Origin of the sequence: Brucella tritici (assembly GCF_008932295.1) — a bacterium.
Lineage (GTDB): Bacteria > Pseudomonadota > Alphaproteobacteria > Rhizobiales > Rhizobiaceae > Brucella > Brucella tritici.
This window is the reverse complement of the sequence record NZ_WBWA01000005.1, coordinates 84,329-108,695: the sequence shown is the minus strand read 5'-3', so window position 1 is coordinate 108,695 and position 24,367 is coordinate 84,329. Positions and strand designations below refer to the sequence as shown.

Below are 24,367 nucleotides of genomic sequence, written 5' to 3'. Positions count from 1 at the left end.
TTTCAGCCCTCCAGATTGCTTACGCGCGTTGTGCGGGGAAGCGCTGCAACAGCACCGTCGCAGACCAGAACAAGATCAACGCCCAGCGGATATTGCGCACCGTTCTCGCGCCATTGATTGATGAAGTCCTGCGGCAGACCTTCGACGTGAAGCGCACGTTCACCATCGATACCGGGGCCTTTGAGCACAAAGCCCTGCCCGCTTGTCAGCGATGCAACAGCAAGGACAATGGTTGTCGAACGATCAGGAAACTCGGCGTCGCCCTGTGAAAACTCTGCCAGGGACGGCAGCAGGGAAACATTGCTGATCAGAGCGAATTGCGCGGCGTCTGTATCATCGACACGCGGCGCACCGGTGTGAAAAGTAAGCCAGGCGGTTGCATCTTGATCGGTAGCTATCGCTGCATCGCACCAGACCGTCGCGTCATGATCGAGCAGGGGTGCTGCAATAACGCCCAGTTCAGGCGTCAGCGGCTGCGGTGGGGTGGCTGCGCGAGCCAGAGGATAGATGCGGCCGGGATTGGCCATGGCATGCATGACGGCATGGAATGCCGACTGTGCATCCGTCACCGGATCGGCAAAGCCGCCCTCGAACGCGGAGGAAGTACTGTTTACAGAAGAAGGAAGCATTAATTGTCTCCCCGGACCATTGTGAAGAAATCAACCTTGGTGGCGGCAGCTTCGCTGCGCAGCGTGGCGTCGGCGTCGTCGAGCCGCTTGCGCAGGACATTCAGCACCTGCGTCTCCACCGCATCGCGTTGGCCTTCATCCAGCCACAGCGCATCGAAAAGAGCGGCAAGGCGTGCCTTTTCCTGATCGCGACCAAGTGCATAAGAGTGACCGACCGAGCCGTCGGAGAGCCGCACCGTAGCGCGCGTTACCGTTGCCTCGCCTACATTGAAAGGTGCGCCGCCGCCGCCAATGCGGCCGCGCAGCATTACAAGGCCGGTTTCCGGTCCGCGTAGAACCTCGAATTCAGGCTTGTCCGACCATGCCTGCCAGAAGGCTTGCAGCTCTTCGCCACTTGCACGCGCAAGAACCGCCATGCTCGCCTGCCTTGCGGCTTGAACTGGATCTGGCGCCTTTCTGCTTTCAGTGGCGGAACCGGCTCCGCCTCCCTTCGCACTCTGCTCCGTACCGTACATGAGCTTCCCTGCCCTTTGAGATCTTGTTGACTTGCTCTTCCAATTTGTCTAGTTATATAGACAACTATACAATACCAGAATGAATACACCCTGCCAATGACAGGACGATGACAGTTGATGACAAAGACCAGAAGAATTGAGAGAAACAGCGGTGTGGCGATCTGGCGGCAGATTGCCGACGAGATACGCGGCGACATCATGGCGGGGAAGCTTCAGTCCGGTGCGCGCATGCCTGCCGAGATGGAACTTGCCGACAGGTTTGGGGTCAATCGCCATACGGTGCGCAGTGCCATTGCCGCGCTGACGCAGGAAGGCGTGCTGCGTGCCGAGCAAGGTCGCGGCACCTTTGTTGCCAATGCAAAGCGACTGACCTACCAGATTGGACGCCGTACCCGTATCTCGCAGTCGCTGGCTTCACAGGTGCGGGACATGCAGGGCGCATTGCTTGCTTCCGGCACTATGCCCGCCTCTCCGGATATCGCCGAGGCTCTTGAGATCGAGCCCGGTTCCCCAGTCATGCGGCTGGAAACCTTGCATAGTGCCGACGGACGCCCGGTCTCGCGCGCAACACTCTGGATCAGTGCCGAACAATTTCCAGAAATCGCCGAGGATTATGCGGCAAGCGGTTCAATAACCGTGGCTTTCCGAAAAGCAGGCATTGCCGACTACTTCCGTAAATCGACAATCATATCCGCTCGCCATGCGGATTCGGATGATCTGAAACATTTGAAGCTTTCGCCCGGCGCCATTGTGCTGACGGCCAAGGCAATCAATGTGAACACTGACGGTGTACCCATCCAGTATTCGCTGACACGGTTTTCAGCCGATAATATGGAGTTTGCTATCGACACTTATCCCGGTGACCCGCAGATGAATGATATGAACTGAACCACGCTGGTGCCAACCACGTATGGTGCTTTCGACACAGACAGGAAACTCCCGATGACCGTCACTATTTTTCACAATCCGAAATGCGGCACCTCGCGCAATACGCTGGCAATGATCCGCGCCAGTGGCGAAGAGCCCGTCATAGTCGAATATGTGCAGAATCCGCCCACGCGGGAACGTCTGCTCGGTCTGCTGGCGGCAATGAACATGACACCACGCGAACTGCTGCGCGAGAAAGGCACACCCTATACCGAACTCGGACTGTCCGATCCAAAATGGACTAATGACGAGCTGATCGACTTCATGATGGCTCATCCGATCCTGATCAACCGGCCCATTGTCGAGACGCCTCGTGGCACCAGGCTTTGCCGTCCCTCTGAGCTGGTTCTGCCGCTTTTGGAAAACCCGGTCGCATCGTTCACCAAAGAGGACGGTGAGCAGATTACATCTGAGGGCAAGTCGCGCTGACGAACTCGCGATCAGACAGCATGTTTCCTAGAGAATCGGAAGTATGATCCAATAGAAAAGGCGCTGTAAAACAGCGCCTTATCGCATTTAACTTATAAACTGGATTACATCCGTTCTCAGAACGGAATTTCATCGTCCAGATCGCGCGAGAAACCGCCGCCGCCGCCACCACCTGAAGACGGGCCAGACGAGCCGAAATCACCGCCGCCACCGGAATAGTCAGACATCTGGTTACGGTTGCCGCCACCGCCGCCGAACGAACGGCCTTCACCGCCGCCTTCGCCACGGCTGTCGAGCATCTGCAGTTCGCCACGGAACTTCTGCAGCACGACTTCCGTCGAGTAACGGTCATTGCCGTTCTGATCCTGCCACTTGCGGGTCTGGAGTGCGCCTTCGATATAAACCTTGGCGCCCTTTTTCAGATATTGCTCGGCGACCTTGGCAAGGTTTTCATTGAAAATGACAACGCTGTGCCATTCGGTGCGGTCCTTGCGTTCGCCGCTCTGGCGGTCGCGCCAGCTTTCCGACGTTGCAATGCGCAGATTGGCAACCACATCGCCCGAATTCAGACGACGAATTTCCGGATCGGCACCAAGATTGCCGACCAGAATGACTTTGTTGACGCTACCAGCCATCGAAAAATTACTCCGGGTCTTGCATGCACGCTCTTTCCGCACGGCTTCGCACGGACAAGAGGCACGTTCCAAACGAAAGATCAGGCGCAACGATGCGCCATCACCAGAAACTCATATGTTCACCTTACAGGACTGGCTCAAAACGTGCTCAATCCGGGTCGGTGAATTTGTTGATGTCCACAGAGTTTATGTTCTTGTTTTGTTCAAAATGCAACCTTCCGACATCAAAAAGCCTTGCGCTCGCCACAAATTCCAGTGGCTTTTTGCACCATTTCCTGTGCTGAAAATGCAGTTTTCCTCATTTCAGAGCCGAAAACTGCATCTGCCATAATTTCAAAACAGCCTTGCCGGTCGCCTTCATGAAGCAATGGCTGCTTGCGCCTTGCAAACCGGATCAGCTTCCAAGGAAAAGCCCTGCCGCTCACTGTATCTTTGGCGCGCAGGGCTTAGGGGATTGAGCAATGCTCATGTGTCGACATTAATTCGTCGGCAGGTCTTTTCGGATCACAAAGGCGCACGGCCATTTGCATTCCGCGCAAATTCAAATTGTCGGCAATCACACTTTCGATCAACGAGGCATCATTCCTTGCGAAAAGATGCTGCCGCGACCGAAACGGATTGTGCTTTCATCTCCGTGAAAGCTAGGCAACGTAGTCAGGTGGACTCATGCTCCTTTACCTCCCTACAGGGTCTCCCCGCCTCCTGCGGACCTCTTGCCGATGCCGTGTCATCCCACCGCGGCACCTCTCCGCTATCAGCGAGTAAGGATAGTCTGCTCCTGTCAGGAGTGACAGTCAACGCTCTTGCGTTCACATTTCGTATCGCCTATCAGAAGGCTGGTTGTTCGATATTTGTTCTAATGATAAGAGTGCACCGATGAATGACCGGAGCCCCCTTCTTATTGGAGGGTTTCACCCCATATTAGACACCGGCGCGACGTGTTTCATCATTCGGCGCCAGTTTATCCATGGCATCATGAGCAGGCAGGACGCGGAATGAGCGATCAGAAATTCATTTCCATACGTGGCGCGCGCGAACACAATCTGAAAAATGTCGATCTCGATCTGCCTCGTGACAAGCTGATCGTGATGACGGGGCTTTCCGGCTCGGGCAAATCCTCGCTTGCCTTTGACACGATCTATGCGGAAGGCCAGCGCCGCTATGTCGAAAGCCTTTCGGCCTATGCGCGCCAGTTTCTGGAAATGATGCAGAAGCCGGATGTCGACCAGATCGACGGCCTGTCGCCCGCCATCTCTATCGAACAAAAGACGACGAGCCGCAATCCGCGCTCGACGGTTGGCACTGTCACCGAAATTTACGACTATATGCGCCTGCTCTTTGCGCGCGTAGGCGTGCCCTATTCGCCAGCGACCGGCCTTCCCATCGAAAGCCAGACGGTCAGCCAGATGGTTGATCGCGTCATGGCGCTGGAAGAAGGCACGCGCCTTTATATCCTCGCGCCCATCGTTCGCGGCCGCAAGGGCGAGTACAAGAAGGAGCTGGCGGAACTTCAGAAGAAGGGCTTTCAGCGCGTCAAGGTGGACGGCACCTTCTATGAAATCGCCGACGTTCCGGCGCTCGACAAGAAGTACAAGCACGACATCGATGTCGTGGTGGACCGTGTCGTGGTGCGCCCTGACCTGTCGACCCGCCTCGCCGACAGTCTTGAAACCTGCCTCAAGCTTGCCGAAGGTCTGGCCGTTGCCGAGTTTGCCGACATGCCTCTGCCGCCGGAAGAAACGGCTGAAGGCGGTGCTGCCAACAAGTCCGCCAACGAAACGCATGAGCGCATTCTGTTTTCGGAAAAGTTTGCCTGCCCGGTTTCCGGTTTCACAATTCCTGAAATCGAACCGCGCCTGTTCTCGTTCAACAACCCGTTCGGCGCCTGCCCGACCTGCGATGGTCTCGGCACGCAGCAGGCCATCGATCCGAACCTGATCGTTCCCGACGAAACGGCGGTTTTGAAGGACGGCGCGATTGCTCCGTGGGCGCGGTCCTCGTCGCCCTACTACAATCAGACGCTGGAAGCGCTGGGCAAAGCCTATGGCTTCAAGATCGGCGCACGCTGGGCCGATCTTTCGGAAGAAGCACAGCAGGCCATTCTTTATGGCACCAAGGGCAAGGAAATCACCTTCCAGTATGATGACGGCCTGCGCTCCTACCAGACAACGAAGCCTTTTGAAGGCGTGATCCCCAATCTGGAGCGCCGCTGGAAGGAGACCGACTCCGCCTGGTCGCGTGAAGATATCGAGCGCTTCATGGCCTCGACGCCCTGCCCGTCCTGTAACGGCTACCGCCTGAAGCCGGAAGCGCTGGCGGTCAAGGTTGGCATGAAGCATGTTGGCGAGATCACGGAAATGTCGATCCGCAAGGCCGACGCCTGGTTCCGCGACATTGACAGCAGCTTTAACGACAAGCAGCGCGAGATTGCCGCCCGCATCCTCAAGGAAATCCGCGAGCGGCTGCAGTTCCTCAATGATGTCGGCCTCGACTATCTGACGCTGGCACGCAATTCCGGCACGCTGTCGGGCGGTGAAAGCCAGCGTATCCGTCTTGCCTCGCAGATCGGCTCCGGCCTGACCGGGGTGCTTTACGTGCTGGACGAACCGTCCATTGGCCTGCATCAGCGGGACAATGCGCGTCTTCTCGACACGCTGCGCCATCTGCGCGATCTCGGCAATACGGTCATCGTGGTCGAACATGACGAAGACGCGATCCTGACCGCAGATTATGTGGTCGATATCGGTCCGGCGGCTGGCGTCCATGGCGGCAAGATCATCGCTCAAGGGTCGCCGCAGGACGTAATGTCCAATGCGAACTCGCTGACCGGCAAATATCTGTCGGGTGCAATGGAAGTTGCCGTCCCGGCGGAACGCCGCAAGATTTCCAAGTCCAAGCGCATTCGCGTGGTGGGCGCGCGCGGCAATAACCTGAAAAATGTCTCGGCGGATATTCCGCTTGGAACCTTCACCGCCGTCACTGGCGTTTCAGGCGGTGGCAAATCCACCTTCCTGATCGAAACCCTGTTTAAGGCCGCCTCGCGCCGCATCATGGGTTCGCGTGAGCATCCGGCAGAGCATGACCGCATCGAGGGGCTGGAATTCCTCGACAAGGTGATCGATATCGATCAGTCGCCGATTGGCCGCACCCCGCGCTCCAATCCGGCAACCTATACCGGCGCCTTCACGCCGATCCGCGACTGGTTCGCGGGCCTGCCGGAAGCCAAGGCGCGCGGCTATCAGCCGGGCCGCTTCTCGTTCAACGTGAAGGGCGGGCGCTGCGAGGCTTGCCAGGGCGATGGCGTCATCAAGATTGAGATGCACTTCCTGCCGGATGTCTATGTGACTTGCGACGTCTGTCACGGCAAGCGCTACAACCGCGAAACACTGGAAGTCCTGTTCAAGGGCAAGTCTATCGCCGATGTGCTGGACATGACGGTCGAGGAAGGCGCGGAGTTCTTCTCCGCCGTGCCTGCGGTGCGCGACAAGCTTGAAACGCTCGTCAAGGTCGGCCTCGGCTATATCAAGGTTGGCCAGCAGGCGACGACGCTTTCGGGCGGTGAGGCGCAGCGCGTAAAGCTTGCCAAGGAACTGTCGCGCCGCGCAACGGGCCGTACGCTTTATATTCTGGACGAACCGACAACCGGCCTGCACTTCCACGACGTGGCAAAACTTTTGGAAGTGCTGCACGAGCTGGTCGAACAGGGCAACACGGTCGTAGTGATCGAGCATAATCTCGAAGTCATCAAGACTGCAGACTGGGTGATCGACCTTGGACCGGAAGGTGGCGATGGCGGCGGCGAGATTGTCGCCGTGGGCCGTCCGGAAGACATCGTGCAGGAGAAACGCTCCTACACCGGCCACTTCCTGAAGGAACTGCTGGAACGTCGCCCCAAGCGTAGTTCAGAGGCTGCTGAATAGGCAGTAGATTGATTATGGGAAGTATTGGAAGTAAGCCGGACCTAGTGTCCGGCTTTTTCAGTTTGAATTATGTCGAGTACATTCAAGATCATGGACCGTCCGGTTGATCATGCTCCAGCCAGCTCTGTTCAATGCGGCTTGATAGATTGTCCAAGATCACACCGAAGTCCGAAACAGCAAAATAAAGAGAACGTATATTCCAAGGCGCGGAAGCTATTCTTATGGAAGTTCCATCATGTTCCTGAGAATAACGGAAAGTCACCGAACGGGGGTCAAGAGCCGCGATTTCAGAGATACGCTCTAGAAAACATTCTGATATATATGTTCTTTCTTCATCTAAATTTACGGCGGTATCCCGAAATGCGTCAATCAAGACACTAAGATTGTGTCCAGCACGCTTGGGAACGGTTCCTCCTGCATACTTAATAAGCCACTTCAGAGCGACTTCCATCGCATGACGAAGATTAAACAAACCGGGAAAAACAAGGTTATTGGAACGAGGCCAATCCTGCGTGGCTTTTTCCAAGAGCAAAATGCTCGCATCGAGATAACCTTCCCATATTCGGCAGTCATGCACCGCATCGTCGTTTGAAAACTCAAGGCTCGGTACATCACCTATTGCCGGAGTTATTAAGCCTCCGTCATTCTCTCGCTGAAACGCTTCGTACAATGCGGCTTCATCGTCTTTATCAATCTGCATAGGCGCACCAGAAGGGTTCAAATTTTGAGCAAGTAGATCATCTTGCTTCGTGATAAGCATACCCGTACTGATGCTAGCAGATTTTCGGTCCTCAACTAGGCGTGACGTTTTTCACGCATCAACGAAAAAAGCCCGGCTGAACCGGGCCTTCTCGACAGCCATTCGCGATCATGCCGCGATGGCTGGAAATTTAATGTCACGATCCGTTCGAAGAGCTTTCACTCTCCAGATCATGATTAGCCGTTTACGGCGTCCTTCAGGCCCTTGCCAGCCGAGAACTTCGGCACGTTGCGAGCCGGAATAGCAACTTCCTTGCCGGTCGATGGGTTACGGCCGGTCGAGGCAGCGCGATGCGAAACGGAGAAAACGCCGAAGCCAGGCAGACGGACTTCTTCACCAGCCTTCAGGGCGCCGGTAACAGCGGCGAGTACGGCGTCAACAGCAGTACCGGCATCAGCCTTCGTCAAACCGCCCTTTTCCGCAACTGCGGCAACCAATTCGTTCTTGTTCATTGGCATTTCCTTTCTTTATCTACCGGAACGGATAACGTGACCGGATTGGTCGGAGTTTATTCAAATCGGTTCACAAACCAAGCCTGTCAACGTGAAAAAACCCCGGAAAACCGGGGTTAAACACAGAAATGCCGGGCAATTTGCCCGGCATTTCGATTGTTGGTCCTGATAGACACCTTTCAGCGGGGCAATCCGACTGAATCAGAATCGCCTGCCGGAAGCTCATTTCAGGGCATTACCCGTAAGCAAACTGCTTCGCATGTTTGCCGGAAATGCCTTAATGGGCGGTCGAAACCCCTGCTTCTTCCTCAACCGAAGGCACGGTCGCCGGGGTTGCCGGCTCAGTCCATTCAATCGGCTCAGGCTCGCGAACAAGGGCGTGCCTGAGGACTTCACCCACGCGAGACACCGGAACGATCTCAAGATTGTTCTTCACATTGTCCGGAATATCCGCCAGATCCTTGGCGTTTTCTTCCGGGATCAGAACCTTCTTGATGCCGCCGCGCAGAGCCGCGAGGAGCTTTTCCTTCAAGCCGCCGATTGGCAGGACACGACCGCGCAGGGTGACTTCGCCTGTCATTGCGATGTCCTTGCGAACCGGAATACCGGTCAGCACGGATACGATCGCCGTGACCATGGCGATACCGGCGGACGGACCGTCCTTCGGTGTTGCACCTTCCGGTACGTGCACATGGATGTCGCGCTTGTCGAACAGCGGAGGCTCGATGCCGAAATCGATGGCACGGGAGCGGACATAGGAAGCCGCTGCGGAGATCGATTCCTTCATCACGTCACGGAGGTTACCCGTGACGGTCATGCGGCCCTTGCCGGGCATCATGACACCTTCGATGGTCAGCAATTCGCCGCCAACTTCCGTCCAGGCAAGGCCTGTCACAACGCCAACCTGATCTTCGCCATCGATTTGACCGAAGCGGAAACGCTCGACACCCAGATAGTCGGAGAGGTTCTTGTCGGTGACTTTCACAGACTTCTTCTTCGACTTCAGGATTTCGGTCACGGCCTTACGTGCCAGAGTCATCAGTTCGCGTTCGAGGTTACGCACACCTGCTTCCCGCGTGTAAAGGCGGATAACATTGCGCAGCGCATCGTCCGTGACCGAAAACTCCTTCGGCTGCAGGGCGTGGTCCTTGATTGCCTTCGGCAGCAGGTGTCGCTTGGCGATCTCAAGCTTTTCATCCTCGGTGTAGCCGGCAATACGGATGACTTCCATACGATCCAGCAATGGACCGGGGATGTTCAGCGTATTTGCCGTCGTCACGAACATGACGTTCGACAGATCATATTCCACCTCAAGGTAGTGATCCATGAAGGTCGAGTTCTGTTCCGGATCCAACACCTCAAGCATGGCCGATGACGGATCGCCTCGGAAATCCTGGCCCATCTTGTCGATTTCATCGAGCAGGAAGAGCGGGTTGGACTTCTTCGCCTTCTTCATCGACTGGATGACCTTGCCGGGCATCGAACCGATATAGGTGCGGCGGTGACCGCGGATTTCAGCCTCGTCACGCACGCCGCCGAGCGACATACGGACATATTCACGGCCGGTAGCCTTGGCAATCGAACGGGCAAGCGAAGTCTTGCCGACGCCGGGAGGTCCGACGAGGCAGAGGATCGGACCCTTGATCTTGGTCGAGCGAGCCTGCACCGCGAGATACTCGACAATGCGCTCCTTGACCTTTTCGAGACCAAAGTGATCATCACCGAGTACGCCTTCGGCAAAGTTTAGGTCCTGCTTGATCTTCGACTTTTTGCCCCACGGAATGGACAGCAGCCAGTCGAGATAGTTGCGGACGACCGTTGCTTCGGCAGACATCGGGCTCATGCTGCGCAGCTTTTTCAGCTCAGCCTGGGCCTTTTCGCGGGCTTCCTTGGAGAGCTTGGTCTTGTTGATGCGCTCTTCTAGTTCAGCCGCTTCATCGCGACCGTCCTCGCCATCGCCAAGCTCCTTCTGGATCGCCTTCATCTGCTCGTTGAGATAGTATTCGCGCTGCGTCTTCTCCATCTGGCGCTTGACGCGGCTGCGGATACGCTTCTCAACCTGGAGAACCGAAATTTCGGCTTCCATGAAGGAAAGTGCCTTCTCAAGGCGCTCGCGCACCGAGAGGATCGACAGCATTTCCTGCTTCTCGGGAATCTTGATCGCGAGATGCGAGGCAACCGTATCGGCAAGCTTGGAATAGTCGTCGATCTGGCTGGCGGCGCCAACCACTTCCGGCGAAATCTTCTTGTTCAGCTTGACGTAGTTTTCGAAGTCGGAAACCACCGAGCGGGCAAGCGCCTCGATCTCGACGGCATCTTCTTCAGGCTCCGGCAAAGCCGCAGCATAGGCCTCGTGATAATCTTCGCGGTCGGTAAACTTGGAAACCTTGGCGCGCGCCGTACCTTCGACCAGCACCTTGACGGTGCCGTCCGGCAGCTTCAGGAGCTGCAATACGTTGGCAATCGTGCCGATTTCATAAATCGCGTCCGGTGCCGGATCGTCATCGGCAGCGTTTTTCTGGGTGGCAAGCAGAATCTGCTTATCCACGCCCATCACTTCCTCCAGCGCGCGAATGGACTTTTCGCGGCCGACAAAAAGCGGAACGATCATATGCGGGAAAACGACGATGTCACGCAACGGCAAAACGGCATAGAGCCCGTCCGAACCGCCCGCTTCAGAACCACCCAATGGGGTCTTCTGTTCAGTACCCGTCATAACTCAGTCCTTTCTCAGGTCTTTCAACCTGACTGCCACCTCCGCGCCCCCTTTCATCATGAGGCAGGTCACGAATGTGCTTCGGTCCATACTTGGAGAGCCGAACCCGGCAATTCAATAGCCTGTAGCGGGATGGCTTTCATAGAATCGTCATCTATCCTGCGCTGTACCGTCACCAAGTACAATATCTAGCTTAGGCTGTACCCCGATTGCTGCGCCTGCAATAGTGACAGGATCGGCCCGACGCAAGTCTGCACATGAAAAAGGCCGCTAACGCGGCCTTTTTATGGATTAATTGTCACCGCTCTAAACGCTGTCTTGCGCATTATCCTACGCAAAACCGCTACGCACTTTTGCAGGAAATGCTTTAAGCAGAAACATTACCCTTTTCGTCTTGGCGCTCGGCGTAGATATAGAGCGGACGGGCACTGCCATCCACCACATCGCCGGAAATGACCACTTCCTGCACGCCTTCCAGCGTCGGCAGCTCGAACATCGTGTCGAGCAGGATCTTTTCCATGATCGAGCGCAGACCGCGTGCACCCGTCTTGCGCTCGACTGCCTTGTTGGCAATCGCCCGCAGGGCGTCGTCGTGGAAGCTGAGCTCGACGCTTTCCATGTCGAACAGGCGCTGATACTGCTTCACGAGCGCATTCTTCGGCTCGGTCAGGATCTGCACCAGAGCATCGACATCGAGGTCTTCGAGCGTCGCGATCACCGGCAGACGACCGACGAATTCCGGAATGAGGCCGAATTTCAGAAGATCTTCGGGCTCCAGTTCCTTGAAGACATCACCGATACGGCGCTCATCAACCGAACGAACGGTGGCGCCGAAGCCGATGGACGTCTTCTCGCCACGTGCGGAGATGATCTTGTCGAGACCGGCAAAAGCGCCGCCGCAGATGAAGAGGATGTTCGTCGTGTCCACCTGCAGGAACTCCTGCTGCGGATGCTTGCGGCCACCCTGTGGCGGCACGGAAGCGACGGTGCCTTCCATGATCTTCAGAAGCGCCTGCTGGACGCCCTCGCCCGACACGTCGCGCGTGATGGACGGGTTATCCGACTTGCGGCTGATCTTGTCGACTTCGTCGATATAGACGATGCCGCGCTGTGCGCGTTCCACGTTGTAGTCGGCGGCCTGAAGCAGCTTCAGGATGATGTTCTCGACATCTTCACCGACATAGCCTGCTTCCGTCAGTGTCGTCGCATCGGCCATGGTGAATGGCACATCGATGATGCGTGCGAGCGTCTGGGCAAGATAGGTCTTGCCGCAACCCGTCGGGCCGACGAGAAGAATGTTCGACTTCGCAAGCTCGATATCGCTGCTCTTGGACTGATGGGCGAGACGCTTGTAGTGATTGTGTACCGCAACCGACAGAACGCGCTTGGCATCCTTCTGGCCAATGACGTAATCGTCAAGAACGGCCATGATTTCCTGCGGCGTAGGCACGCCCTCGCGCGACTTCACCATCGAGGATTTGTTTTCCTCGCGGATGATGTCCATGCAGAGTTCGACGCACTCGTCGCAGATGAAAACGGTCGGGCCTGCAATCAGCTTGCGCACTTCATGCTGGCTTTTGCCGCAGAACGAGCAATAAAGCGTATTCTTGGAATCGCCGCCGCTGTTGCTGACTTTGCTCATCGCAGTTTCCTTTCAATTGACCGAAATGAACCTTGGGCGTTCAAATCGATCGTTTCTTCCGGTTCGGACCCAGTGCTGGAGGAGAAACGCGCCTCCCGCCGGTCACGACAGCAGCAGATACGCGCTACCCGTCGTCTAGGGCCTGTAGTCTCAGGATTCCTGTCACCGTATGGCTCCCCGACCGAAGGAGCCATTTGGCGACTTTTGCAGAAGCTGCACCGCCGAACAAATGAAAAATAAGTTCCCGGCAAAGATTCGGCATAATCTGACCAAGTTTAGCGCCCCGAACCCCAACAGATGCTTAACGCGGCGCGTTAACCATCACGTAGTTGCAAGAATTGGGCCCCTTTTGTGGCAAGGGGCGCTAAAAACAGGTGCGAGCCGGAGATTCCGGCTCTTACTTCGATTCGTCCGCGCCCACGTCGCGCGATTCAACCACCTTGTCGATAAGGCCGAATTCGAGCGCTTCCTGCGCGGTCATGAAATGGTCGCGGTCGAGCGTGCGTTCGATCGTCTCGTAATCGCGGCCCGTGTGCTTGACGTAGATCTCGTTCAGGCGGCGCTTCATCTTGATGATGTCCTGCGCATGACGTTCGATATCCGACGCCTGTCCCTGGAAACCGCCCGATGGCTGGTGAACCATGATCCGGGCATTCGGCAGCGCATAACGCTGGCCTGTCGCACCGGCGGTCAGGAGCAGCGATCCCATCGATGCGGCCTGCCCCATGCAAAGCGTGGAAACCGGCGGACGGATGAACTGCATCGTGTCATAGATCGCCATGCCGGAGGTTACGACGCCGCCAGGCGAATTGATGTACATGTTGATCTCTTTCTTCGGGTTTTCTGCCTCGAGAAAGAGAAGCTGTGCGCAAACCAGCATAGACATTCCGTCTTCTACCGGTCCGTTCACGAAGATGATGCGCTCCTTGAGAAGGCGCGAGAAAATATCATAGGCCCGTTCGCCACGGTTGGTCTGCTCAACCACCATCGGGACGAGGTTCATGACGGTTTCGATCGGATCTCTCATTATGGGCCTCTGGATATATTTATGGCGAAGTGAATAGTTCTGAATCGTGAGTGTTCCATACATAGGGCGTTGCGCCCCTGTTCCGCAAGTGGCGCAGCACCAGTGTGGCGAATCCGAAATTGGTCTCACTCGGGAGCAAGGTTGTGTACAAATTTCGGATTCAAAGCCACACTAGTAACATATTGAATCTAGTGTGGTTTACGAATTTGAAGTTCCTGAACACGGATGCCACGCAAATGACAGGAACTTCAAATCCACCACATTAGCGGCCTCACTCCCAATCCGAATCCGGCTTTTCGGGGCGAATGCCGCGCTTCTCGTCCAGCGTTTTGCGCGCAACTTCGGTCAACCGCGCCTTGATGCGAACGGAACCGTCTTCCAGATCCTCGCGTTCGACGCTGCTGCCATGCTGGTAAATCCAGTCGAGAAGATGCAGCTCGAAAGGAGACAGCAAGACGTCAACAGGGCCGAGCGAACCCGCTATCCGTGTTTCGATGAGCGAAAGCAATCTGTCAACGCCTTCACCGGTGATGGCTGAAAGAGGGATTGGACGTCCCTCCTCGCTACCGGCGGCTGCAAGGCGCATGGCAGCTTCACGTCCGCTTTCGTCGAGATTGTCGATCTTGTTCCAGATTTCGACGACACGCTTGCGGTCCTGCGGCTCGATGCCCAGCCCGGCAAGAATGCTTTCAACATCTTCCGCCTGCGCGGCATTGTCCGGATCGGAAATATCGCGGACATGCAGGATCAGATCGGCCTCCACCACTTCTTCGAGCGTGGCGCGGAATGCAGCGACGAGATGGTGCGGCAGGTTCGAGATGAAACCGACCGTATCCGACAGGATAACCGTTTCGCCATGCGGAAGGCGGATGCGGCGCAATGTCGGATCAAGCGTGGCGAAGAGCATGTCTTCGGCCAGCACTTCCGCACCCGTCATGCGGTTGAAAAGCGTAGACTTTCCGGCGTTTGTATAGCCGACAAGCGCTACAATCGGATGCGGTACTTTGCGCCGCTTCTGACGATGCAGCGTGCGGGTTCGCACCACCGTTTCAAGCTCGCGCTTGATCTTCAGAATCTTGTCCTGCAGCAAGCGGCGGTCGGCTTCAATCTGGGTTTCACCAGGACCACCGAGGAAGCCACCACCACCGCGCTGACGCTCAAGGTGGGTCCAGCTTCTGACCAGACGGCCTTTCTGATAATTCAGATGCGCCAGTTCGACCTGCAAGGCGCCTTCCTTGGTGCGCGCGCGTTCACCGAAAATTTCGAGAATGAGACCGGTCCGGTCGATGACCTTGACGTTCCATTCCTTTTCCAGATTGCGCTGCTGCACTGGTGTCAATGCGTGATCGACGATGACCAGCCCAATGGCCTTTTCCTTGATGGTTTCGGCGATGGACTCCACCTTTCCCGCACCCAGCAAGGTCGCAGGTCGCGGATTGGCGACAATCGCAATTTCAGCGTGTTCGATGTCGAGATTGATTGCCCGGGCAAGCCCGACGGCTTCTTCCAGACGCGCCTCGTTCGAGCGCTGAAATTCGGGACGAGCCCCATCTTCCGCCGACGTGCCCGTATTATATCGCTCCGGCAGGACGGGAACGATGACGGCTGCCCTTGTGGGCTCAGGTTCTGAAAGCTCGAAGGCCTTGTCTGCTTCGGCAGATGTCGGCTTCTTATCCTTGAACTTGGACAAATATATTCACTCCGGGACGCGGAAACTGTCGTGGATGCATTTGGGCTGAAGAGATCAGGTTAATGCACTATCTGACATTGCAGATAAGTCGCCGCTAAAGCTGTTTCAAATGAAAGACGCCCCGGATTGTCTAAACATGACGAACCGGACAGGCAGAGCGTGTCCGGTTATCATCAGCAGAAACAATAAACTGGAGCGAAACGACCTAAGCCATCGCGCCCCAGTGGAATTCGGAAAGCGTCAGGCTTCTTCGCCTTCGAACATCTGCACAGGCTGACTTGGCATGATCGTCGAAATCGCATGCTTGTAGACAAGCTGCGAATGACCGTCACGGCGCAGAAGCACGCAGAAATTATCAAACGACGTTACAATGCCGGTCAGTTTCACGCCATTGATAAGAAAAATCGTCAGGGAAATTTTCTGCTTACGTACAGAATTCAGAAAAAGGTCTTGTAGATTTTGCGATCGTTCAGCCATTGTTTTTATTCCTTTAATCGATCAGCAGCCAGCTCGCGATGTGTTAAACGAACACGCGCATGCACATAAATCAAGCACCGGAGCGTGCAAAACCGGGGCCCGACTGCAATTGCTGTGGAAAGACAACTGCTTCGCTATTTAGCTTCGGTTAACAGGATGGGAATCTTTGCGCAACCGTCAATTTCATTAGCCGCCCGGCAAATTCCGAAAGGCAAGTTGGTTCCGCTATCTCAGTTGGCCTCGACAAGCTCTTCATTTGGTTGCGATTCAAGCAGTGGTCGCACCCGATCCATCGCCCATATGTAAAAACTTCCAGGCTGGAGCGAAACGACTTCCTTGTGCTTCTTATGTATATGAAAGCCTATAAAATCCGGATGGTTGATCGGCTCGAGACCATAGGCCGGATTATAGATGCGCGTGGCATCCTTGCCGACCCAGTAATAGAAGTTTTCCTGGGGGGCTGCATTCTTGAAAATCCCGTATTTGCGGGCCAAACGCGAAATGCCGTCATTGCCGAATACCGTGATGCCAATCGAGGCGGGCGTCACTTCCTTGCCGATAAGACGATAGTAAAGTGGGCGCAGTTTGCCTCGACGTATGCCCAGCCAGCTCGGTAGCGGATAGGTCGCCGCTACGTAGGCCTCAAATTCGCGAATAATCGGATGATCGTGCGGAAGATAAAGCGCAGACACGCCGACACGGAAGCGATTCTCCCGGGCGAGATACGGTTTGTTCGGATCGGGATGAAACTGCTTCAGAAGATAGACATCCGTATCCAGCCAGACACCCTGCTGATATTTCATCAGCATGATGCGGAAAATATCGCTGAATTGAACGATAGTTCGTCTGGAACGGAAATTCGGATAGGCTGGATCAAGCCGCTTGAAGGTCGCTTCAGGCAAGATGCTGCTGGCGTCATGCAGTTCAACGCCCGGCGGTACGTTCTCGATCGGGGCGTAAGCGAAGAGCTTTACCCGTTGCCCCGTCATCACCATAGACGCCAGACAAATACAATCAACATCGCGCAAACGCGACCCGTACCAGAACGTACAGATATCCATGTCAGCCCCTAAGTCCTTACCCGGACAGAAGCTAACACAAAACCGTGATCAGAAGAACTCCAGACTGACGCGGAACATCTGTTCCACATGCTTTACGGCGTCGGATGTTGCGAAAATGACGACGCGGTCCTTCGGCTTGATCCGCACATCGCCATTTGGACGGATTACCTGTCCGTCACGATAGATAGCTCCGATTCGCAAGCCTTCCGGCAAGTCGAGATCGCGTAATGGTGCGCCAACGAGCGAGGATGTTTCCAATGCCTCGGCCTCAATCAGTTCGGCCATATCGCGGTAGACACTGTAGACCGCCCGGATGCGGCCCCGGCGCACATGCTGCAGGATTTTCGAGATCGTGACCGCCTTCGGATTGATGTAGGCGTCGATCCCCACCATGTGGGTGAAATCCTGATAGGCGACCGTATTGAGCAGGGCCATGTTGGACTTGCAGCCCAGGCGCTTGGCCATGATGCTCGACAGGATATTGACCTGATCCTGATTGGTGAGCGCGACCATCAGGTCCGCGTCCTGAATATCGGCTTCCTGCAGCAAGTTCTGATCCAGCGCACTGCCGTGCAGGACCATGGTGCGCTTGAGCTGATCGGCAATTGCGAAGGCACGCTCGTGCTCGCTTTCGATCATCTTGACGCGCGTGTTCCACTTTCGGTCCTCGATGGCCTTGGCCACATAAAGACCGATATTGCCGCCGCCTGCGATTACGATGCGGCTGGCTTCCGGTTTCTCGTGCCCGAAAAGACCCAATGTGCGCCGGACCTGCTCGCGTGTCGTCACGACATAAGCGAGATCGCCAGCATTCAATTCGTCGGAGGAACGCGGGATGAAGAGGCTGTCATTGCGCACCACACCGACGACGGTTGCGGCAAGGTCGGGAAACAGATCGGTAAGCTGTTTCAGCGGCGTATTGATGACCGGGCATTCCTCCAGACATTCGATAGCGAGGCCGATGATCTTGTCGTCGGCAAAGCGCAGCACGTCTGTTGCGCCCTGCAAGGCGATACGTCGCAGGACCACCTCACCCACTTCCAGTTCTGGCGAGATAATCACGTCAATCGGCAGGTTTTCGCGCAGAAACAGATCCTGATATTCGGCCTTGAGATAGGATTGGGCGCGGATGCGGGCGATCTTGGTCGGCACATTGAAGACCGAATGGGCGACCTGACAGGCCACCATATTGACTTCGTCGGACAAGGTGACGGCAATGATCATGTCTGCTTCGTCGGCGCCAGCCGCCGCGAGCACATCGGGCTGCGAGCCGTGTCCGACAAATCCACGCACATCCAGCGTGTCGCGCACGATCTCGATATGGCGTGCAGATGTGTCAATGACAGAGACGTCGTTTTCCTCGGCGGCAAGCCGCTCGGCGATGCCGTATCCGACCTGCCCTGCTCCGCAAACGATTACCCGCATAGCTACTCCGACCGAGACAAAACTAATATTTAGAGCGGCTCCAGCGTCTCCGCATTAGCTGGACAGCTCTAAGTACTTATACGCCCAGAGACTTTAGTTTGCGATGCAACGCCGAGCGCTCCATGCCAACGAACTCCGCCGTGCGGGAAATATTGCCGCCGAACCGGTTGATCTGGGCGATCAGATATTCCTTTTCGAAACGCTCGCGCGCCTCGCGCAGCGGGAGTGCCATGATGTGCTGGTCGGATTCCGTTGGTGCGCGCGGCAGTGTGTCGCCGATTTCAGCCGGCAAAAGATCGGCCGTTACCGGCGCTTCGGGATCATCGCCGCGTGCCAGAATCATCAGGCGTTCGACATTGTTGCGAAGCTGGCGAAGGTTGCCCGGCCAGCTATGTGCCTGCAAAACCGCCATGGCATCCGGGCCGATCTTGCGCGGCTTGATGCCTGCCTGTTCGGCAATCTGCTTCATGAAGTAATCGACCAGGGACGGAATATCCTCGCGCCGGGCCGCCAGCGGCGGCACCTGCACCGGAACCACCGACAGACGGTGAAACAGGTCTTCGCGGAACGTGCCTTCCGCAATCATGCCTTCGAGGTTCTGTGCTGTCGAGGAGATGATGCGCACATCCACCTTCACGCGCTTGGTGCCGCCAACGCGCTCGAACTGCTGGTCGACAAGCACACGCAGTATCTTATTCTGCGTCTCGCGCGGCATATCCGCGACTTCATCGAGATAAAGAATACCGCCATGGGCTTCTTCCAGAGCGCCCACCTTGCGCTCTCCGCCGTCCATCTCTGTGCCGAAGAGTTCGATCTCCATGCGTTCCGGCGTGATAGTCGCGGCATTGACCGTCACAAACGGTCCGCTGGCGCGGCTCGATTGCGCATGAATGGCGCGAGCGGCAAGCTCCTTGCCTGCACCTGACGGACCGGTAATCATGATGCGGCTGTTGGTCGGCGCCACACGTTCGATGGTCTGGCGCAACTGGTTCATCGCCAGAGACGCACCGATCAATTCCAGATGATCACCGCTGCGCTTGCGAAGGTTGGAAACCTCGCGTTTCAGCTTCGAAGTTTCGAGCGCCCGTTCCGCGACGAGGATCAGTCGGTCGGCCTTGAACGGCTTTTCGATGAAATCGTAGGCTCCGCGTCGAATCGCCGAGACCGCCGTTTCAATATTGCCATGACCGGAAATCATCACCACAGGCAGTTCCGGGTGCTGTTTCTTGATTTCATCAAGCAATGCCAGACCGTCCAACCGGCTGCCCTGCAGCCAGATATCCAGAAAAACCAGTCGGGGAACGCGATCATTGATCGCCGCGAGCGCGCTGTCCGCGTCGAAAGCCGTGCGGGTTTCATGGCCTTCATCGCTCAGAATGCCTGCAACAAGTTCCCGGATATCCGTTTCGTCATCAACTACAAGAATATCGGCAGCCATATCAAATCACCTGTCCAGCTATGTTCTTTTCATTATTTCCCGCATTGGTGCCAGCTTCGCCGGCAGGTCCCGCGCTCACGCCAGCCTCGCTGGCAGGCGCTTGCGGGAAGACCATGCGTATCATCGCGCCCCGGCCTCCGTGGAAATCCGAAGGCGCGTCATGCAATTCCAGATGTCCGCCATGATCCTCGACGATCTTGCGGACAATCGCGAGACCAAGGCCGGTGCCCTTCTCGCGCGTCGTCATATAGGGTTCGAGCAGCTTCTGGCGGTCGTCGCCTGGCAGGCCCTTGCCATTGTCGATGACATCGACAACCAGTTGCCCATCCGTCTGATAGGAACGGATCAGGATGTGCCCTTCTTCACGGTCTTCCTTCGGAAGCCCGTCAATGGCTTCGCTGGCATTCTTGATGACATTGCCAAACGCCTGCCCGATCAGGCGGCTGTCAAAGGAACCAACCAGCTTGTCCGGGCCGAAATCGTTCTGGAAGCGAATATCGCTGCGGCTGACCTCGATCAGGAACGACGCTTCGCGCAATGCCTCGCGCATATCCATCAGCCGCATTTCCGGCTTCGGCATACGGGCAAAGGCGGAGAATTCATCGACCATGCGCCCGATATCGCCCACCTGGCGAATGATCGTATCCGTGCACTGGTCGAAAACCTCGCGATCCTCGGTAATCACCTTGCCGTAACGGCGGCGAATGCGTTCGGCGGAAAGCTGGATCGGCGTAAGCGGGTTCTTGATCTCGTGTGCAATGCGGCGAGCGACATCCGCCCAGGCCGAGGAACGCTGTGCCTGCACCAGATCAGTGATGTCATCCACAGTCACCACATAGGAGTGATCTTCGGATTCTGTATCTTCGACCGTCACCTGCACATTGAAGGTACGCGCTACGCCGCCGCGGGTCATGCTGACCTGCTCGCGATGTACCGCACGCCCTGTCGAACGGGCGACCTCGAAAGCCTGCCCGACCTCCGGTGCAATGCTGGTAAGGTTCTTTCCGACGGCATCATCCGACGTCACGCCGAACATATGCTCTGCCGAACGGTTCAGAATTGAAATACAGCCATCCGTTTCGATACCGATGACGCCCGCCGTAACACCGGAAAGCACGGCCTCGGAGAAGCGACGGCGTTCGTCAATCTGGTCCTTGGCAGAAAGCAGCTCGTTACGCTGGCTCTTAAGTTCCGCGACCATGTTGTTGAAAGTGCCGGACAATGCACCAACGTCGCCATCCGAAGCCCGCACCGGAACCGAGATATCGAGATTACCGGCTGCCACGTCATCCGACGCGCCGATCAAAAGCCGGATCGGACGCACCAGCCTGTCGGCAACGGCAATGCCTGTCCAGATTGCCGAAAGCAGCACGATCAGCGTCAGGCCGAAATAGAGCAGCGCAAATGCAATCTGTGTCGGAATGCGGTTCGCATCCATCTCCTGATAGCGCTTGGTATTGGCTTCCATCAGGCGCATGGCGTCGAGAATCTGCGAATCCACGGCGCGAACCGTATAAAGATAGACGTCAGGTATCTCGCGCATCTTGATGATTGCGCCGACAAAATTACTGTTCCCCGGAGGGATGATGACGGGCTTGCCGTCCGGTGCCGTCTTCAGTGCATCTTCAGTCGGCGGCGGCAGACGATCCTCGACGCCGGTATCGCTTTTGACAACCACTTCGCCATTTTCGCGCACCAGAAACGCACCGAGCAGACCGCGACCGCGCGTCTGCAACGTCATCAACTGAACGAAGCCGCCACGATCAAGACTGTAGATGGTGCGCTGCGCATCGAGATCCTGCAGCATCGAATAGGACGTGCTTTGCAGGTTGAGCGCGGTTTCGCGGATATAGGCGGTGGTCAGGCTCTGCGATGAACTGACAATGTCGCGGGTATTGGTATCAAACCAGCGATCAAGACCCAGATTGAGCGTTACGGAAGCAACGATGGCCACCACGATGGCAGGAACCGCCGCGATCAGCGAAAACAGCGCGACGATGCGGACATGCAAGCGCGAAGCGGCCTTTCCAAGCCGGCGAGCCATGACGATGCGATAGACTTCGCGGCAAATCAGAAGAATGAGGAACAGAATCAACGCAACATTGATGATGACCAAGGCCAGCGTTACCGTCCGGTCAGGCGTGATCGGGGTAATACCAATCAGAATGGCGAAGGATATCGATGCCGTAATCAGCGCTGAAACAACAGTGATGATACCCGGCAGCGCCAGAAGCCTGCGCCCCTCGCCGCCTTGCGATGATTGTTTCTCGCCGTTCATGTCCGTCGTCAGATTCGCCGTGCTCATGTTAACCATGTTACCCAATAGCGTTGCATCTATGCAACGCATTGTGGCGAAAATGCAACGTTTGTTTCGCACTCAGTTGTTGACGACGGGTAACTCTCGTTCAGCGGCCGTGCGGATACTCGTCAGTTAACCCAATGGAGGCAACATTCGGCGCTCAATTTTTGCGCAATGCATCAGAAATTGAGTCTGGCCATTGCAAGTGAATCGACAAACTCTCCAGCTCGGAAAGCATCCTTCACGTGAATGCCCTCCGGGACGAAACCGAACTTCTCATAGAGATGGATCGCGGCGACATTGTCGACATAAACGGTCAGTTCAAGCCGCTTCAGACCGAGCCAGTTATCGGCGATCTCGATCAGCTCGGTCATAAGTGCCGTGCCGATCCCCTTGCCGACATATTGGTCATCTATTCCCATTATAATGCCTGCGGTATGGCTCCGTCTTCCGGTACGCCGCAGCAAGCCAGCGTTTGCGACGATCTCCCCATCGATCGTCGCAACAATCACCGTCGATTTTGGTCCGAGCGAATCCAGCCATTTCTTCGTGGTCTCAAGGCGCTGGAACGGCGTGCGTAAAGTGCCGAACCGAAATCCAGGCATGTTCTGCAGGCGGGTGAGGCCTTCAGCATCCGTAACTTCTACTGCGCGAATGACAAGCTTTTCAGGTCGCATTTGGACTCCTGATTTCGGTGTTCCGGCAATCTTCAGTTCGCAGGCTGGCAAACATCCAGACATGCTGAGACCGGTTCGCGGTTCTTATCGCAGATACAACCATTTGACGCGGAATAGGATAGTCCGGGCTTTTCCCGGCCGTAAAATGAATAAATTGCAACAAGTACGAAGCCTGAAATCGTCAGGCACAATATTTGCTACATTTTGATCTCCCTTGCGCCGGAAGATCAACATTGTCCTTGCTGGCGGAGAATTTCTCAACGCCAACAAATGCCTCGTAATTATATGGATTAGCTATTGCGCGTGCGCAAGTAGCCCTTCTGATACAGCAACACCGCCCAAATTGGGCGGTGTTGCAAAATTCAGTATGCCGAACGACCCAATCGTTCTGCGCGATCAGTTTTCAGCGCCGTAAGCGTCGAAATCAAAGTACTTGTCGTTGACTTCTTTGTACTTGCCGTTCGCGCGGATCGCCTTGATGGCATTGTTGAACTTTTCGACCAGTTCAGGACGGCCCTTCTTCAAGGCAACGCCGACGCCAACGCCATGGATATTGTCGTCGGACGGATAAGTGCCGACCATCTTGCAGCAGGCACCATCCGGCGTCTTCAGCCATTCGCTCAGGGTTACACTGTCGTCGTTGACGGCATCAAGGCGGCCATTGGCCATATCGAGCCGGTATTCTTCGGCGGTCGGATAAGCCTTGATCGTGCTGTCCGTGAAGGCGTGTTCGGCAAAGTTGGCGTGCGTCGTTGACACCTGAACGCCAATTGTCTTGCCCGCAAGGTCTTCCTTGGTCACACCCTTGATGTCGCTGTCCTTGGGTACCGCGATGCCGGGAGGCGTGTTGTAATACTTATTGGAGAAGTCGACCTGCTTCTTGCGCTCATCCGTGATCGACATGGAGGATACATAAGCGTCAAACTTTCCGGCCTGAAGTGCCGGAATAGTGCCATCCCACTCCTGCGTGATGAATGTGCACTCGGCTTTCATTTCCTCGCAGAGCGCCCTTGCAATATCGACATCAAAGCCCGACAGCGAGCCATCCGGATTGGTGAAATTGAACGGCGGATAGGCGCCTTCTGTTCCGATTACAAGTTTCAATGGCTCTTCGGCAGTTGCCGCGCCGATCACCAAACCACTTGCCGTTGCCGCGATCCCCACAATCGAAGCTGCCACGGCGATACGCTTTAATACGCGCATTCAGATCCCTCCCATTTCATTTTGGCTTTTCCAGAATTGATCTTCTGGTTAAGCCCCTGGCAAGGGGAGGTTCAAGCAGGCAACGCAAATTGCCGACTCGTCATGATTTCTCCCCCGCCGCCATCAATAGATGGTTCGATGGAGCTTGCACAATGTCTTTTTGATTACGGAAATAGTTCTCGATTCTGCTCTGATTGCACGCACAAACGCTGTTCATCAAGCTCATCAAATAAATGGCGCACCCGACAGGATTCGAACCTGTGACCTCTGCCTTCGGAGGGCAGCACTCTATCCAGCTGAGCTACGGGTGCATTGCCGGAAGGCTCGAAGCCTTTTCATGCGCGTTTCTAACTGAACCGCGCATGTGCATCAATGGCTTATTTTGATTAAGCGACGCAAATTTTTCCGTTGGAGCGCATCCCGAAAAATGTGAAACGGTTTTCGG

General features: G+C 56.0%; 20 protein-coding genes, 1 tRNA gene and 1 pseudogene. 3 read left to right on the top strand and 19 right to left on the bottom strand.

Going from position 1 to position 24,367, the window contains the following annotated elements:
• Positions 1-2 precede the first annotated feature (2 nt).
• Complete coding sequence (gene phnH / locus F9K91_RS07415; RefSeq protein ID WP_151677529.1) at positions 3-629, bottom strand: phosphonate C-P lyase system protein PhnH; 627 nt, start codon at positions 627-629, stop codon at positions 3-5.
• Positions 629-1,144, bottom strand: a complete 516-nt coding sequence (gene phnG, locus F9K91_RS07410) for a phosphonate C-P lyase system protein PhnG (protein ID WP_151677528.1) — start codon at positions 1,142-1,144, stop codon at positions 629-631. Before phnG ends, phnH begins: the two co-directional genes overlap by 1 nt.
• 114 nt (positions 1,145-1,258) lie before the next feature.
• Between phnG and phnF the strand changes: the two genes are divergently transcribed.
• Positions 1,259-2,032, top strand: a complete 774-nt coding sequence (phnF, locus tag F9K91_RS07405; protein ID WP_167522187.1) for a phosphonate metabolism transcriptional regulator PhnF — start codon at positions 1,259-1,261, stop codon at positions 2,030-2,032.
• A gap of 54 nt (positions 2,033-2,086) precedes the next feature.
• Complete coding sequence (arsC, locus tag F9K91_RS07400) at positions 2,087-2,500, top strand: arsenate reductase (glutaredoxin) (RefSeq protein WP_151554967.1); 414 nt, start codon at positions 2,087-2,089, stop codon at positions 2,498-2,500.
• Between the two features lie 116 nt (positions 2,501-2,616).
• Here the strand turns inward: arsC and ssb are convergent, their stop codons facing one another.
• Both ssb and F9K91_RS25935 read right to left on the bottom strand, forming a co-directional pair.
• Positions 2,617-3,135, bottom strand: coding sequence for a single-stranded DNA-binding protein (ssb, locus tag F9K91_RS07395; protein ID WP_151677526.1), 519 nt, complete (start codon positions 3,133-3,135; stop codon positions 2,617-2,619).
• A gap of 224 nt (positions 3,136-3,359) precedes the next feature.
• Complete coding sequence (locus F9K91_RS25935) at positions 3,360-3,503, bottom strand: hypothetical protein (protein WP_167522186.1); 144 nt, start codon at positions 3,501-3,503, stop codon at positions 3,360-3,362.
• Between the two features lie 627 nt (positions 3,504-4,130).
• Between F9K91_RS25935 and uvrA the strand changes: the two genes are divergently transcribed.
• Positions 4,131-7,055, top strand: coding sequence for an excinuclease ABC subunit UvrA (gene uvrA, locus F9K91_RS07385; protein WP_151677524.1), 2,925 nt, complete (start codon positions 4,131-4,133; stop codon positions 7,053-7,055).
• 88 nt (positions 7,056-7,143) lie between these two features.
• Here the strand turns inward: uvrA and F9K91_RS07380 are convergent, their stop codons facing one another.
• The 15 genes and pseudogenes from F9K91_RS07380 to F9K91_RS07310 form a co-directional block, all read right to left on the bottom strand.
• On the bottom strand, positions 7,144-7,815 hold the full coding sequence (locus F9K91_RS07380; protein ID WP_151677523.1) for a hypothetical protein: 672 nt from the start codon (positions 7,813-7,815) through the stop codon (positions 7,144-7,146).
• Between the two features lie 176 nt (positions 7,816-7,991).
• Complete coding sequence (locus tag F9K91_RS07375) at positions 7,992-8,267, bottom strand: HU family DNA-binding protein (protein ID WP_006470422.1); 276 nt, start codon at positions 8,265-8,267, stop codon at positions 7,992-7,994.
• Between the two features lie 277 nt (positions 8,268-8,544).
• Positions 8,545-10,983 (bottom strand): endopeptidase La, encoded by a 2,439-nt coding sequence (lon, locus tag F9K91_RS07370; protein ID WP_061346341.1) that lies wholly within the window; start codon positions 10,981-10,983, stop codon positions 8,545-8,547.
• 367 nt (positions 10,984-11,350) lie between these two features.
• On the bottom strand, positions 11,351-12,625 hold the full coding sequence (gene clpX, locus F9K91_RS07365) for an ATP-dependent Clp protease ATP-binding subunit ClpX (RefSeq protein WP_061346342.1): 1,275 nt from the start codon (positions 12,623-12,625) through the stop codon (positions 11,351-11,353).
• 397 nt (positions 12,626-13,022) lie between these two features.
• Positions 13,023-13,652 (bottom strand): ATP-dependent Clp endopeptidase proteolytic subunit ClpP, encoded by a 630-nt coding sequence (gene clpP, locus F9K91_RS07360; protein ID WP_010660144.1) that lies wholly within the window; start codon positions 13,650-13,652, stop codon positions 13,023-13,025.
• Between the two features lie 271 nt (positions 13,653-13,923).
• The gene (gene hflX, locus F9K91_RS07355) at positions 13,924-15,342 is read right to left on the bottom strand and encodes a GTPase HflX (protein WP_151677522.1); all 1,419 of its coding nucleotides are present in this window, start codon (positions 15,340-15,342) and stop codon (positions 13,924-13,926) included.
• A 240-nt stretch (positions 15,343-15,582) separates the two neighbouring features.
• On the bottom strand, positions 15,583-15,819 hold the full coding sequence (hfq, locus tag F9K91_RS07350) for an RNA chaperone Hfq (RefSeq protein WP_002964239.1): 237 nt from the start codon (positions 15,817-15,819) through the stop codon (positions 15,583-15,585).
• A gap of 5 nt (positions 15,820-15,824) precedes the next feature.
• Positions 15,825-16,034 (bottom strand): annotated as a pseudogene (locus tag F9K91_RS07345) (hypothetical protein).
• A 15-nt stretch (positions 16,035-16,049) separates the two neighbouring features.
• Entirely contained in the window at positions 16,050-16,880 is an 831-nt protein-coding gene (locus tag F9K91_RS07340; protein ID WP_151554974.1) for a glycosyltransferase family 32 protein, read from the bottom strand.
• 48 nt (positions 16,881-16,928) lie between these two features.
• On the bottom strand, positions 16,929-18,305 hold the full coding sequence (trkA, locus tag F9K91_RS07335; RefSeq protein ID WP_061346345.1) for a Trk system potassium transporter TrkA: 1,377 nt from the start codon (positions 18,303-18,305) through the stop codon (positions 16,929-16,931).
• A gap of 76 nt (positions 18,306-18,381) precedes the next feature.
• A complete protein-coding gene (gene ntrX, locus F9K91_RS07330; RefSeq protein ID WP_151554976.1) occupies positions 18,382-19,743 on the bottom strand; it encodes a nitrogen assimilation response regulator NtrX in 1,362 nt (453 codons plus the stop codon).
• A 1-nt stretch (position 19,744) separates the two neighbouring features.
• Positions 19,745-22,090 (bottom strand): sensor histidine kinase NtrY-like, encoded by a 2,346-nt coding sequence (locus F9K91_RS07325; protein WP_151554977.1) that lies wholly within the window; start codon positions 22,088-22,090, stop codon positions 19,745-19,747.
• Positions 22,091-22,221: 131 nt separating this feature from the next.
• Positions 22,222-22,719, bottom strand: coding sequence for a GNAT family N-acetyltransferase (locus F9K91_RS07320; RefSeq protein ID WP_151677521.1), 498 nt, complete (start codon positions 22,717-22,719; stop codon positions 22,222-22,224).
• A gap of 396 nt (positions 22,720-23,115) precedes the next feature.
• On the bottom strand, positions 23,116-23,922 hold the full coding sequence (locus F9K91_RS07315; RefSeq protein ID WP_151554979.1) for an ABC transporter substrate-binding protein: 807 nt from the start codon (positions 23,920-23,922) through the stop codon (positions 23,116-23,118).
• A gap of 234 nt (positions 23,923-24,156) precedes the next feature.
• Positions 24,157-24,233 (bottom strand) — tRNA-Arg (locus tag F9K91_RS07310).
• Positions 24,234-24,367 lie beyond the last annotated feature (134 nt).

Coding starts and splice junctions, on each gene's coding strand:
- F9K91_RS07315 (WP_151554979.1), bottom strand. CDS start 23,922: ATGCGCGTATTAAAGCGTATCGCCGTGGCAGCTTCGATTGTGGGGATC.
- F9K91_RS07325 (WP_151554977.1), bottom strand. CDS start 22,090: ATGCGTTGCATAGATGCAACGCTATTGGGTAACATGGTTAACATGAGC.
- clpX (WP_061346342.1), bottom strand. CDS start 12,625: ATGAGCAAAGTCAGCAACAGCGGCGGCGATTCCAAGAATACGCTTTAT.
- lon (WP_061346341.1), bottom strand. CDS start 10,983: ATGACGGGTACTGAACAGAAGACCCCATTGGGTGGTTCTGAAGCGGGC.
- F9K91_RS07340 (WP_151554974.1), bottom strand. CDS start 16,880: ATGGATATCTGTACGTTCTGGTACGGGTCGCGTTTGCGCGATGTTGAT.
- uvrA (WP_151677524.1), top strand. CDS start 4,131: ATGAGCGATCAGAAATTCATTTCCATACGTGGCGCGCGCGAACACAAT.
- ssb (WP_151677526.1), bottom strand. CDS start 3,135: ATGGCTGGTAGCGTCAACAAAGTCATTCTGGTCGGCAATCTTGGTGCC.
- F9K91_RS07375 (WP_006470422.1), bottom strand. CDS start 8,267: ATGAACAAGAACGAATTGGTTGCCGCAGTTGCGGAAAAGGGCGGTTTG.
- trkA (WP_061346345.1), bottom strand. CDS start 18,305: ATGCGGGTAATCGTTTGCGGAGCAGGGCAGGTCGGATACGGCATCGCC.
- hfq (WP_002964239.1), bottom strand. CDS start 15,819: ATGGCTGAACGATCGCAAAATCTACAAGACCTTTTTCTGAATTCTGTA.
- arsC (WP_151554967.1), top strand. CDS start 2,087: ATGACCGTCACTATTTTTCACAATCCGAAATGCGGCACCTCGCGCAAT.
- phnH (WP_151677529.1), bottom strand. CDS start 629: ATGCTTCCTTCTTCTGTAAACAGTACTTCCTCCGCGTTCGAGGGCGGC.
- phnG (WP_151677528.1), bottom strand. CDS start 1,144: ATGTACGGTACGGAGCAGAGTGCGAAGGGAGGCGGAGCCGGTTCCGCC.
- ntrX (WP_151554976.1), bottom strand. CDS start 19,743: ATGGCTGCCGATATTCTTGTAGTTGATGACGAAACGGATATCCGGGAA.
- clpP (WP_010660144.1), bottom strand. CDS start 13,652: ATGAGAGATCCGATCGAAACCGTCATGAACCTCGTCCCGATGGTGGTT.
- F9K91_RS07320 (WP_151677521.1), bottom strand. CDS start 22,719: ATGCGACCTGAAAAGCTTGTCATTCGCGCAGTAGAAGTTACGGATGCT.
- F9K91_RS07380 (WP_151677523.1), bottom strand. CDS start 7,815: ATGCTTATCACGAAGCAAGATGATCTACTTGCTCAAAATTTGAACCCT.